Below are 12,085 nucleotides of genomic sequence, written 5' to 3'. Positions count from 1 at the left end.
AACTCGCGGCGCGGCGGCGCGCCGTTTTCAAACACCGTTGGCGCGCAGCTTGCCGTCCAGAAACGCCTTGGCGCGCGGCACGTCGTCTTCGGTCAGGTGCTCGATGATGATGGGGATGTTGGGGTAACGCTTCGCGAGGCGCCGCAGGTACAGGTCGTAGTTCAACGCGCCGAGCCCCGGCGCCGGTAACTCGATCTCGCCGACACCGCGAAACGTATGGCTCTCCGCCGCATCGGCATCGCCGATATCGGAGTGCTTTTCCGACTTGTCGCCGCCGGCACGTTTGACGTCCTTCGCGTGAGCAATGCAGATCTTGTCGGACAGCGCATCGAACACCTGGTTGAGCGTCTTGTCCATCTGGTCGATGTTATGGTCTTCGAAGTAATTGGTCGGGTCCATCAATAACCCGAGTCCCGGATGATCGACTTCGGCGAACATGCGCAGGGTTTCTTCCACCGAGCCGACGACGTTGTTCACGTAGGTTTCGAGCAGGAACACGGCGCCGTGGTCATAGGCATGTTGCGCCAGTTCCTGAATCACGGCCCGGCATTGTTCCCAGCCTTCCTCGGTCTTGTTGCGGGGGTGATGAACCCAGTCGCTGTCGGTCGCGAACGTACCCGTCTCCGAGATCACATACGGCGAGCCCAGATACTGCGCATGAGCGATGATTTCCTTCAGGTAGTCATTGCGCCGCTGCCGTTCCTGCGCATCGGGATGCACGATGTTGGTATAGCCGGAGATGCACGACACCGGCAGGTTGTGATCGCGGAACGTGTTGCGGATGCGCTCGCATTTGTCCTGGGTGATCTGGCCGCGGCCGAGGTCCATGTCCTTGAAGTGCAAGTCCAGTTGCACGGTATTGAAGCCGTGCGCGCGAATCTTGCCCGCCGCGGTGGCCAGGTCGTACGGAAAATAGCCTGAGAAAATGCCGGGTTGAATCATCCTCTGTCTCCTTGGGATGAGCCGGCCGCCTCATGGGGCAACCGGTTGCCTGCCTGCTAAGTGGTCCTACGGGAACGGAAACGGCTGGGAACCTGAGGCAACGCTCCTAGCCGGGAAGCGGAATTTCGGTCATGCGCACGGTACGGCGCTCGGTGGCGGACCGATACGCGGCCTCGACCAAGGCCATGGTCCTGACGTTGTCGGCCACCGTCAGCGCGGGCTCGGTGCCGCTCGCGAGCGCGTATTGCAACTGCTCCATCACGCCGATGAAAGCGTGCGGGAACCACATCGTCGACCATTCGGGCGTGACCCACTGGCCGTCCGTCATGCGTTGCGACGCGTAGCTCAGCGTGGAGGGATTGCCGTGCGGCCAGCCGATCGTGCCCTTCGCCACGCCCTCGGTGCCCTCGACGCGCCAGTTGATGTATTGATCGTCCGCGAAACCGTCGTGGCGCGGTCCGGCCCAGACATCCTCGAGCGAGAAGGCGATCACGCCCGACTCGAACCGTAGCGTCGTCCCCACGATGCCGTCCTGATGCGCGAAGCGCGTACGCGGGTCGGTGCGCACCACGCTGGTGACTTCCGTGGGCTCGCCGAACAGATGGCGCAGAACATCGAGGTGATGCACGCTCATGTTGGACAACGTGAGCCGGTCGTAGCCTTCGAGAAAGCCCTGCCAGTGCGGAATCGCATGCATGTCGATCTGGGCCAGCACCGGTTCGCCGAGCGCGCGTTCATCGAGCAGCTGCTTGAGCACGCGCATGGACTGGTCGTAGCGCATGTTCTGGTTGACCGACAGAAGCTTGCCGGCCCGGCGCGCCTCGTCGCGCAACGCCAGCGCTTCCGGCAACGACAGGGCCAGCGGCTTTTGCGCGAGCACGGCCTTGACGTGGGGTGCCGCCAGCGCGGCGCGAATCAGCGCGGGTTGTTGATCGGGGGGAAACGCGATGTCCACGATCTGCACCTCGGGATCGTCGATCAACGCCTGGGGCGTGTCATGCACGCGCCCGATCGACCATCGCTGCGCCACCGCCTGCGCCCGGCCGGGCGTGCGCGAGGCGATCGCCGCGACCTTGAAGCCGGCCTCGCGATAGGCGGCCAGATGGCAATCCGCCATGATCATGCCGGCGCCGATGCAGCCAATGGTGTAGCCGCGTTCGCGCACAGGCGCATCGGGTTGGAAGCCGATTACGGACATGCTCGTCTCCTGTTGGTATCGGCCGGCGAAAACCGCCCCGCTCGCCTGCCGGGGGCCGATCGATCGCCGATCCGTTTAGACGCGAATATCACATCTTTTTTATTTGAATGCAACATCATTTTGCTTACAAATTTCACTTTATTAACATCAATTTGATGTTATCGCTATTCCAGGCTGCCAGTCTGCTGCGACCTGAAACGCAACGCCTGTAATGCCTTACCGCTGCGAGAGATGAGCCTCAAACCACAAGCCGTAGTCAGCCAGTATCAACCCATCAAAATGAGGCAATTCAATCAAAATGATGTGATATGATCGACTCATGAACCCAACCACCGAGCCAATCACGCCATGACCCGCGCTACCATCACGGCCATTGCCGAAGCCGCGGGCGTCTCGACCGCCACGGTGGACCGCGTCCTGAACGGGCGCGAAGGCGTGCGCAGCCACACCCGAGACCACGTGCTGGCCGTTGCACGCAAGCTCGGTCACGCCGGGGAAGCGGACCAGGGCGCCCAGGCCGGCATCCGCCTGAGCTTCGTCCTGCCCGCCGGCGACAACAGCTTCATGTCCCTGCTGCATCAGCATCTGCTGGTGGAAGCGCAATGCCGGCCGGAAGTCCAGGCAAGAATGCATCTGGTCGAGGGCTTCAACGCCGAAAAGCTCGCCGCCCAGTTGCATCAACTGAAGGGCAATACCGATGCGGTCGGGCTCGTCGGGCTCGATCATCCGCAGGTTCGCGATGCCATTGCCGCCTTGCAGGCAAGCGGCGTCCATGTCTGCACGCTGGTCTCGGATATCCCGACGTCGGCGCGCATGGCCTATGTGGGTATCGACAATCGCGCGGCCGGGCGTCTCGCCGCATGGCTGCTGGGGCGCTTCCTGCCGCAGGGCGTGCCGCAGGAAGTCGCGGTGTTTCTCGGCTCGCTGGCCTACCGGGGACACGAGGAGCGCGAAATGGGATTTCGCGCGTTGCTCAGCGAAGAGTTTCCGCACATCAGGATCGCCCGCATGCTCGAAATCGGCGACGACCGTGCCCGCGCCTACGAGCTGACCCGGCAGATGCTGCAGCAGGGAACGCCCGCGGGCATCTACAACATCGGCGCGGGCAATTCGGGAATCGGCCGCGCCTTGCAGGAAGCCGGGCTGCAACGCCAGATCATGTTCGTCGGCCATGATCTCACCCACATTTCCCGGCAATTCCTGCTGGATCGCACCATGGACGCGGTCATCGAACAGAATCCCCGCGTCGAGGCGCGTGAAGCGGTCCGGCTGCTGGCGTCGGCGGTGCGAGGACAAGCCGAACCGACCTATATGCCCCGGCTACAGGTCATCTTCCGTGAAAACATCCCGTTGAGTTGATGAACGCACGGGCCTAACAAACAGGCCCGGCCTGCAACACAACCCCGTAAAACTAGGTACTTTCTCTGACGACGAGATCGAAGCCCACGTCGAGCGCCTCGGTCTCCAACGGCTGCTTGTTCAGGCGGCGCACGAGCAGGCGTGCCGATTGCGCGCCGATGTCGCGTGCCGGCACATGCACGGTCGTCAGTCCCGGATGCAACTGCCCGGCAAAGTCGTAGTCGCCAAAACCCGTGATGGCGATTTCATCAGGAACCCTGATGGACGCGCCGATGCACTCGAGCAACGCGCCACCCGCAAAGACGTCGCTCGAAAACACGATCGCATCCGCCTCCGGGTAACGCTGCCTGATGTCGTGGAAAAGCTCGGCGCCGACGCTCATCGATAGAGGCCGGTCGCGATAGATCACCTCGCGCACCTTCTTGCCCTTGAAGTGTTCCGCGACGCCTTCAAGAAAGCCCGCGTGGCGCTGCTCGGCCCGATAGTCGCCCGGAAAGATGACGGCGGCAAAGGCGAGCTTTTTGTAGCCACGCCCGGCGAGATGCGCCACCACCGCGCGGGCGGCGTCGCGATTCGAGAAGCCGACCAGCATGTCGATCCGCTCCTCGGTCCAGTCCCAGGTTTGCACGACGGGAATCCCCGCCTTGCGTAGCAGCGAAATCGTCTCCGGACGATGCACCGTGCCGATCAGGCAGACGCCATCGGGACGGCGGCCCAGCATGCTGCGCACGAGTTCGTACTCTTTCTCGGGCGAGTAGTCCGTGTGACCGAGAAAAAGCTGATACCCCTCGGTCAGCAATACGTCGGACATGCCCTGCACGGTCTCGGCGATCACCGAGGCCGCGAGCGTCGGAATGATCATCGCGATCGTCTTGCTGCGGTTGGACGCCAGCTGGCTCGCGGAAAGATTCGGTACGTATCCGGTGGCCTCGACCGCGGCCGTGATGCGCGCGAGCGTGTGCCCGGCGACCGTGTCCGGAAATCGCAAGGCTCGCGATACGGTCTGCGCCGACACGCCCGCCTGCGCGGCGACCTCGGCCAGCGTGACCGTATAAGAAAGCGATTTGCGACGTGATGCGGGCCGATCCATTCCTGCTCCAGTTAAGGGTTTGCCGCCGATGCGGCGGTGCAAACCATCATTTTCGTCAGATTTCCGCGGTTCCACCACCTTCACCCCCTGCGCCGGGTAAACACCTAGTTTCGATCGCCACATCTCAACGCTAACATTAACGCTAACATTAGCGCTAGCGAAAATTTCGTTCGAGTCGCGCAAGTACACAAAGAAGGGACCAAAGGAGACAAGGATGGCCGGCACTTCCCAACCACGGCAGAAGCTGTGGATTCCCCTTACCGCCAGCGCGGTAGGGACGTTCGTCGAATGGTTCGACTTCATTCTGTACGGCGCCGCGTCCGCCTTGATCTTCAACAGACTGTTCTTCCCGAGCTTCGATCCGGTCACGGGCACGATGGCCGCCTTCTCCGCCTACGCGGTGGGCTTCTTCTTCCGGCCGCTCGGTGGCGTGGTGTTCGGTCACTTCGGCGATAAATACGGCCGCAAGCCCGTGCTGATCGTAACGCTGTGCATGATGGGGCTGTCGACGGCCGCGATCGGGCTGCTGCCCACGTATCAGCAGATCGGCATCTGGGCGCCCGTCATGCTCGTCGTTCTGCGCATCGTCCAGGGCTTGGGCGCCGGTGCGGAATACGGCGGCGCGGTGCTGGTGGCGGCCGAGGCCGTCAACCGGCGGCACGGCTTTTTCGCCAGCTTCCCCGCGGCGGCCGTCGATCTGTCGCTGGTCTGCGCAACCGGCGCAATCGCGCTGTTCAGCCTGATGCCGAGCGAGCACTACCTGACGTGGGGCTGGCGCATTCCGTTTGTCGGCAGCCTGCTCGTGCTCGCGTTCGGCCTCTTCGTACGCCGCAATCTCAAGGAAACGGACGACTACCGGCGCGGCACCGACAGGCAGGCGCGCAAGATGCCGCTGCGCACGCTGCTGCGCGAACACAAGGCTCGCCTGCTGGTCGCCATGGGGGTCAATCTCACCCCGAGCCTGTCCTACGTTTTCCAGATCTTTGCGTTGTCCTACGCAACGAAGCAGCTGCATATGCCGCAGAACACCATCCTGATCGGCGTGATCCTGTCGGGTATCTGCGGTGCGATCGCGACCGTGGGATTCGGCGCGCTCTCCGACCTCGTCGGCCGGCGCACGGTGATTTTCGGCGGCGCGATCTTCGTCTGCCTGTTCGTCTTCCCGTTCTTCAGGATGCTCGACAGCGGGACGCCGTGGATCGTCTGGGCCGCGGTCGTGCTCGCCCATCTCGGCGAACGCGCGGTCTTCGGCGTGCAACCGGCCTATTACCGCGAGCTGTTCCCGGTGGAAGTGCGCTACAGCGGCATTTCGGTCGCTCGCGAGGTGACGGGTTCGCTGATCGCCGGCCCGCTACCGCTCGTCGCCACCGCGCTGATCGCCTCGACGAGCGGGCAGACATGGCCGCTGGCGTCTCTCGTCATCGGCCTTGCGGGTCTGACCGCCATCTCGATCCTGTGCGCGGGACGACTCGATCGCCCGGCCGCCAACACGAACCCAGCCACGGCGAACGGCTGATACTTTTTATAGGAAGCATGCAACATGCAAAAGAATGAACCCCGGGGCGCGCTGAGCGGATACCGCGTACTCGACTGCTCGATCGCGATGGCGGGCCCCTTCGCGGCACAACGCCTGGGCGACCTCGGCGCGGACGTCATCAAGGTGGAACCGACCACCGGCGAATGGCAACGCCACACGTCCGCGGGCGGCGCGCGCGGCAACCAGATCAACGTCTCGTTCCTTTCGCTGAACCGCAACAAGCGTTCCGTCGCGATCGACCTGAAGGCCGAAGAAGGGAAAGCGGCCCTGTACGAACTCGTCAAGAGCGCGGACGTGTTCCTGCAGAACTACCGCCCCGGCGTGGCGAAGCGGCTCGGCGTCGACTACGACACGCTCAAGGCGCTGAATCCGAAGCTCGTGTACGTCTCGATGTCGGGATACGGCGAAGACGGCCCCTACGTGCAGCGTCCGGGCCAGGATCTGCTGCTCCAGGGGATGTCGGGTGCGATGCTGTCCGCCGGTCGTGCGGACGAACCGCCGCAGGCCGCGGGCCAGTTTCTCGTCGACGCGGTCGCGGCCTCGACCGCGTTCGAAGCGGTCCTCACTGCCCTGCTGCATCGCGAGCGCACCGGCGAAGGCCAACTGGTCAAGGTCAACATGCTCGACGCGATCGTGACGCTGCAGATGCAGGAGCTGACCGTCTTCACCCAAGGCAAGGTGCCGCAAAAGCGCAGTCACGAGCCGCATGGTCACGTGTTCATTCGCGCGCCGTATGGTGCTTTCGCCACCCGCGACGGCTACATCATCATCGCGTTCCCGCCGCTCAAGAAATTCGGTGAGCTGATCGGTGAGCCGAGCTTTCTCGACATGGTCGACGAAGTCGACGGCTTCGCACGCCGCGATGAGATTTTCGCGCGCACGCGCGAGCGTCTGACCGCGCGCACGAGTGAGGAATGGCTGGCACTGTTCGCCGAGCACGATATCTGGGCGGGGCCGGTCTACAGCTATGCGGACGTCGTCGAAGATCCGCAGATCCGGCACAACGGCACGTTCGTCGAATACGAGCACCCGACCGAAGGCCTCGTCAAGGCGCCGGGCTTCCCGTACCAGTTCGAGAAAACGCCCGGTTCGGTGCGGATGGGCGCGCCGCTCGTGGGCGAACATACGCGCGAAATCCTTCGTTCGGCAGGCCTCGACGATGCGGCCATCGACGCTCTGGTGGCGCGCGGCGTGGTCAAGGAGCATGCGCACGAAACGGAGAAGGCATGATGCGCTCCTACCGCGCACTCACCTGGGATCATCCGCGTGGCTATGACGCGCTTGCCGCCGCAGCAAGCGCGCGGGCGGATGTCGACGGTGTCGATATCCAATGGGAAAAGCAGCCGCTGGAAGGCTTCGAGTCGCATCCGATCGAGGAACTGTGCAGCGCGTATGACATCGTCGTGCTCGATCATCCGCATCTCGGCGAGGCAGTCGCGCGCGGCTGCCTGCAACCGCTGGAAGCGCTGTTCGAGGCGAGCGATATCGCCCAGTGGCAAGCGCAATCGATCGGTCCGTCCTTGCGCTCCTACCAGATCGGCGGACAAACGTGGGCGTTGCCGCTCGACGCCGCGGCACAGGTCATGGCCTGCCGGCCCGATCTGCTCGACGCGCCGCCGCCCGCGACGTGGGCCGACGTAATCGACCTTCCGGCGGCGACGCCCGTCGCGCTGTCTCTGGCGGGACCGCACGCGATCCTGACGTTCATGTCGATCGCGGCGACGCTCGGCGAGCCGATCGGCTCGCTGGAACCGGGGGTTTTCGTCTCGGAGCCGACGGGCCGCAAGGTACTGGACGTGCTCAGGGCGCTGTACCGCCGAACCGCCCCAGAGACGATCGCGCTCAACCCGATCCGGATGCTCGACCTGATGAGCTCGACGGATCGTCTCGCGCTGTGTCCGCTGATCTTCGGCTACGTCAACTACTCGCGCGGCGCGACGACCTCGCGCGCGGTCCGTTTCGCGGATGTGCCGACGTTCTCCGGCGCGCCGTCGGAGGCCACCTCGGTCATCGGCGGCACGGGCATCGCGCTCAGCACACGCTGCGAGGCGACGCCGGCGCTCCTCGCGCATCTGCGCTGGCTGCTTTCCGAACCGGCGCAACGCGAGTTCATTCCGCAGCATGCCGGGCAGCCGAGCCACCGGGCCGCGTGGCATGACGGCCGCGTGAACGAACTGACGCACGGCTTCTTCGAGCGGACTTCGCGAACGCTCGAACAGTCGTGGGTGCGGCCGCGCTTCGACGGCTACATCGCGTTCCAGACCGAGGCGTCGGCCATGGTCAGAGACGCGCTCGCGCGCGGCGCCGGCGATGCCGATCTGCTGAACGGGCTTCAGTCGTCGTACCGGCAATGCTTCAAACCCGTCTGAATACCCGGCCATGACCAGGAAACTATCAGGCAACTACCAGGAAGCGAAAATGAGTGAGCATGTTGAAGGTTCCGTGTCGTTCGAGGTGAGCGACTTCGTTGCGACGGTCACGTTGAATCGCCCGACCAAACTGAATGCGATGACGCCGATGATGGCCGCACAGGTCGTCGAATACATGAAGCGCTGCAACGAGGACGACGCGATTCGCGCCGTCGTTCTGACGGGCGCGGGACCGAAGTCGTTCTGCGCAGGCTCCGACATCGGCACGCTCGACGACTACACGACGCCGTGGAATTTCCGCAATCGCCCCGACTATTGCGACGCAGTGCGCGGCCTGCTGAAGCCGTCGATCGCCGCAATCAACGGATACGCGTTCGGCGGCGGCCTGGAAACGTCATTGAGCTGCGATATCCGCATCGCGTCGGCCAATGCGCAATTCGCCGCGCCGGAGATCAAGCTGGGCTGGATCGGCGGCGGCGGCATGGCGGCCTTCCTGGCCAACTCGATCGGAGCCTCGAATGCCGCGCTGATGCTTATGACCGGCGACCCTATCGACGCCGAGCGCGCACTCCAGTGGGGGCTGATCAGCGAGGTTGTCGAGAGCGCGGAGCAGGTCTTGCCGCGAGCGCAGGACGTCGCCCGGACCATTGCGCAACGCGCGCCGATCGCGGCGGAAACCGCCAAGTCGAATCTGCACGCGGCATTCAACATGCCGCTGGAAAACGCGATCCAGTATGAACGCGATCTGCAAACCATCTGCTTTGCCACCGACGACGCGCGCGAAGGGCGTGCCGCGTTCAAGGAGAAACGGCAGCCGGTTTTTTCGCGCAAGTAGGGTTGGGGAGCGGCAGGGGGGGTTGTCGTGGGGTTGCCCCGCTCCACGATTCCATTGTTCAGGAAAACGAAAACCGCTCCCTATACACCTGCGGAGCAACTCTCAACAAACGGACGAAACTGCGCCGCATGCTTTCCTCACTACCGAACCCGCAACGGGTTGCAATGCGTTTGACCGGCCACGAGGTCTCGCCGAGTAGTCGCTGTGCCGCTTCGACCCGAAGTTGCTCAACCGCGCGCGCCGGCGTGCGGCCCGTTTCCGCCTTGTAGTGACGCATGAAGCTGCGTTCGCTCATGTGGAGCCGTCGGGCCAGCGTAGGGACGGAAAGATCGGACGCAAGGTGCGCCGTCATCCACGCATGCAGTTCGCCGAACCGGTCATCCGCCTTTTGCATCGACAGCATGGCGCTGAACTGCGACTGGCCGCCCGGCCGCTTCACGAAGACGACGAGCTCGCGGGCAACGTCCAGTGCGACTGAACGGCCGAGGTCTTCTTCCACGAGCGCAAGAGCGAGATCGATTCCCGCGGTCACGCCGGCGGATGTCCAGATAGCGCCGTCGCGCACGAAGATCGGATCGGTTTCCACGCACAGCTTCGGATAGCGGTTCGCGAGTTCGTCGCAGCGGGCCCAGTGCGTGACCACGCGCCGCCCATCCAGCAAGCCGGCCTCGGCCAGCAGGAACGCCCCCGAACACACGGAAGCGATGCGTTGCGCCCGGCCGGCTTGCCGCCGTGTCCAACGCGTCAGGCGCGCATCCGCCGATGCCGCGGAAACGCCGCGCCCGCCCGGAACGATAAGCGTATCGACGGGCCCTCTCACGGAACCGATGGAACGCGCCAGCAAGGCCACGCCCGAGGACGACGTCACGAGCCCGGCCTCGGCGGCAACGAGCCGGGATGCATAGGGTTCCGCGAGCCCACGCTGCACGGCCAGCTCGTTGGCGGAAGCAAAAACCTGCAATGGCCCGCTGACGTCGAGCAGCTGGACGTCCGGAAAAGCAAGCATCAGGATAGATCGCGCTTCGGCTGGCATGACGTGGCAAAAACAGAGCGTGGCAGAAACTGAGGGGTAAATGGCAATCTTGCCAAAGGCTACCTGCATAGAATCGATTCGTCCACCTCGAAACACCCGTCGAAAAATCGTTTCTACATTTGACAAGGTATCCTCATGACACTCCAGATCGGATTTCTGGTATTTCCGCAAATACAGCAACTCGACCTGACCGGTCCCCACGACGTACTCGCATCGCTGCCCGGTGCAACGACCCGATTGATCTGGAAAACCCGCGAACCCGTGGCATCCAGCAGCGGACTGCTCCTGACGCCCACCGCCACGTATCAGGACTGCCCGCCACTCGACGTGATCTGCATTCCCGGTGGAAGCGGCGTGACGGATCTGCTACAGGACGCTCAGACGATCGAGTTCGTTCGCAAGCAGGCCGCCGGCGCCCGTTATGTCACGTCCGTCTGTACCGGCGCGCTATTGCTTGGCGCCGCGGGCTTGCTTCGCGGACGGCGCGCCACGACTCACTGGGCCTTCCACTCGCTGCTCGAACCGCTCGGCGCCATTCCGACGCGCGAACGGGTTGTCCGTGACGGCAACCTCATTACGGGCGGCGGCGTGACCGCGGGCATCGATTTCGGGCTGACGGTGGCGGCGGAATTGGCGGGGGCCGAGGAAGCGCAGACGATTCAGCTCGGACTCGAATATGCTCCGGCGCCGCCGTTCGAGGCAGGAGACCCGGACGTCGCACCGCAAGCGATCGTGGAACTCGTCAGGCAACGGTCCGAACAGGGATTTGCGTCGAGGCAGCGAATCGTCATGGCAATCGCCGCGAGTCAAACCTGAGCGGCCGCGTCGACGAATGCATGCGGAAGGTGCGCGCCCGAGGAGAGCGAAGACAAACCCATTAGACCGGCCCATAACGGGCCGGCACCCTCCTCGCGCCCGCCTTGTACTTCACAGATGCTTGAACACACCGCTCGCCAGCTTGCGCAGTTCGTCGAACTGCGTGACGAGTTCGAGGCACAGAATAAAAGCCAGCATCGCCGAGGGTCCAGGATAGCGTTCGATCCATCGCAGCACCGGAGTCGCGTAGCGCACGCGAATCGCATCTCGCGTCATGACCAGGGTAATCACGACGCCGATGGCCGCGCCCACCAGCAGATCGGTTGGGTAGTGAAAGCCGAGATAGGCGCGCGGCAGGCAAATGAACACCGCGGTATAGAGAATCGCCAGCACACCGATGCCCCGCCACACGAGGAAGATGCCGGTGGCGACCGCCATCCAGAGCATCGCGTGATCGCTCGGAAAGGAGCTCCAGCTTGTCAGCAGTGCGTCCCTGGTCGCGCCGCTCGTAAAGTGCAGATGCAGTTCGTCGCTATAGACGGGACGCACTCTGAACGGCAGCCAGTGCGTCAGCAATCTTCCGACAAAGAGCGCCACGATGCCGCTCAGAAACGTCGCGAGCGCCATTTCCCGCCGCCATTCGCGCCGCCCGTCCTGCTGAAACCACATCCACCACAGCACGGGAACGAGTACGAGGCCCTTGAAGGTGTACAGGTCGGCGATGGCTTGTATGGATTGGGTCGCGAAATGGCCGAAATGTACGTTGGACAGATATGTTTCGATGGACGAATCGAAGTTGTTCATCATCTTGTAAGAAACTTGGGCTAGTCGCATCAATAGTTAGCATAGTCTATTGGATGCGCGGCATTTTCTAGTACTTACTTTCACTGACAACTTTTACGGCGC

11 protein-coding genes are annotated in these 12,085 nt (G+C 63.6%); 6 read left to right on the top strand and 5 right to left on the bottom strand.

Going from position 1 to position 12,085, the window contains the following annotated elements; all coding sequences use genetic code 11:
• Positions 1–27: 27 nt before the first annotated feature.
• Both F3J19_RS06740 and F3J19_RS06735 read right to left on the bottom strand, forming a co-directional pair.
• A complete protein-coding gene (locus tag F3J19_RS06740) occupies positions 28–942 on the bottom strand; it encodes a sugar phosphate isomerase/epimerase (protein ID WP_167039053.1) in 915 nt (304 codons plus the stop codon).
• Positions 943–1,048: 106 nt separating this feature from the next.
• Positions 1,049–2,140, bottom strand: coding sequence for a Gfo/Idh/MocA family oxidoreductase (locus tag F3J19_RS06735; protein WP_167039051.1), 1,092 nt, complete (start codon positions 2,138–2,140; stop codon positions 1,049–1,051).
• Between the two features lie 348 nt (positions 2,141–2,488).
• Between F3J19_RS06735 and F3J19_RS06730 the strand changes: the two genes are divergently transcribed.
• Positions 2,489–3,499, top strand: a complete 1,011-nt coding sequence (locus F3J19_RS06730) for a LacI family DNA-binding transcriptional regulator (protein ID WP_167039049.1) — start codon at positions 2,489–2,491, stop codon at positions 3,497–3,499.
• A 52-nt stretch (positions 3,500–3,551) separates the two neighbouring features.
• Here the strand turns inward: F3J19_RS06730 and F3J19_RS06725 are convergent, their stop codons facing one another.
• Positions 3,552–4,814, bottom strand: a complete 1,263-nt coding sequence (locus tag F3J19_RS06725) for a LacI family DNA-binding transcriptional regulator (protein ID WP_205192615.1) — start codon at positions 4,812–4,814, stop codon at positions 3,552–3,554.
• On the opposite strand from F3J19_RS06725, the gene F3J19_RS06720 reads away from it, so the two are divergent.
• Genes F3J19_RS06720 through F3J19_RS06705 form a run of 4 tightly spaced genes read left to right on the top strand, consistent with a single transcriptional unit; the run spans position 4,804 to position 9,330 of the window.
• The gene (locus F3J19_RS06720; RefSeq protein WP_167039048.1) at positions 4,804–6,105 is read left to right on the top strand and encodes an MFS transporter; all 1,302 of its coding nucleotides are present in this window, start codon (positions 4,804–4,806) and stop codon (positions 6,103–6,105) included. The two genes, F3J19_RS06725 and F3J19_RS06720, sit on opposite strands and share 11 nt — an antisense overlap.
• Before the next feature lie 24 nt (positions 6,106–6,129).
• A complete protein-coding gene (locus tag F3J19_RS06715) occupies positions 6,130–7,356 on the top strand; it encodes a CoA transferase (protein WP_167039046.1) in 1,227 nt (408 codons plus the stop codon).
• Positions 7,353–8,495, top strand: coding sequence for an extracellular solute-binding protein (locus F3J19_RS06710; RefSeq protein WP_205192613.1), 1,143 nt, complete (start codon positions 7,353–7,355; stop codon positions 8,493–8,495). The genes F3J19_RS06715 and F3J19_RS06710 overlap by 4 nt, the downstream gene beginning before the upstream one ends.
• Before the next feature lie 49 nt (positions 8,496–8,544).
• Complete coding sequence (locus tag F3J19_RS06705; RefSeq protein ID WP_167039044.1) at positions 8,545–9,330, top strand: enoyl-CoA hydratase/isomerase family protein; 786 nt, start codon at positions 8,545–8,547, stop codon at positions 9,328–9,330.
• Between the two features lie 58 nt (positions 9,331–9,388).
• On the opposite strand, the gene F3J19_RS06700 is transcribed toward F3J19_RS06705, so the two are convergent.
• The gene (locus F3J19_RS06700; protein ID WP_167039329.1) at positions 9,389–10,363 is read right to left on the bottom strand and encodes a GlxA family transcriptional regulator; all 975 of its coding nucleotides are present in this window, start codon (positions 10,361–10,363) and stop codon (positions 9,389–9,391) included.
• 135 nt (positions 10,364–10,498) lie between these two features.
• Here F3J19_RS06700 and F3J19_RS06695 point away from each other — a divergent pair, with 135 nt between their 5' ends.
• On the top strand, positions 10,499–11,179 hold the full coding sequence (locus F3J19_RS06695) for a DJ-1/PfpI family protein (protein ID WP_167039041.1): 681 nt from the start codon (positions 10,499–10,501) through the stop codon (positions 11,177–11,179).
• A 111-nt stretch (positions 11,180–11,290) separates the two neighbouring features.
• On the opposite strand, the gene F3J19_RS06690 is transcribed toward F3J19_RS06695, so the two are convergent.
• Positions 11,291–11,983, bottom strand: a complete 693-nt coding sequence (locus F3J19_RS06690; protein WP_167039327.1) for a phosphatase PAP2 family protein — start codon at positions 11,981–11,983, stop codon at positions 11,291–11,293.
• Positions 11,984–12,085 lie beyond the last annotated feature (102 nt).

Source organism: Burkholderia sp. Ax-1724 (genome assembly GCF_011752995.1).
Lineage (GTDB): Bacteria > Pseudomonadota > Gammaproteobacteria > Burkholderiales > Burkholderiaceae > Paraburkholderia.
Note: the sequence above shows the minus strand (reverse complement) of the source record. Positions and strands in the feature narration are given on the sequence as shown.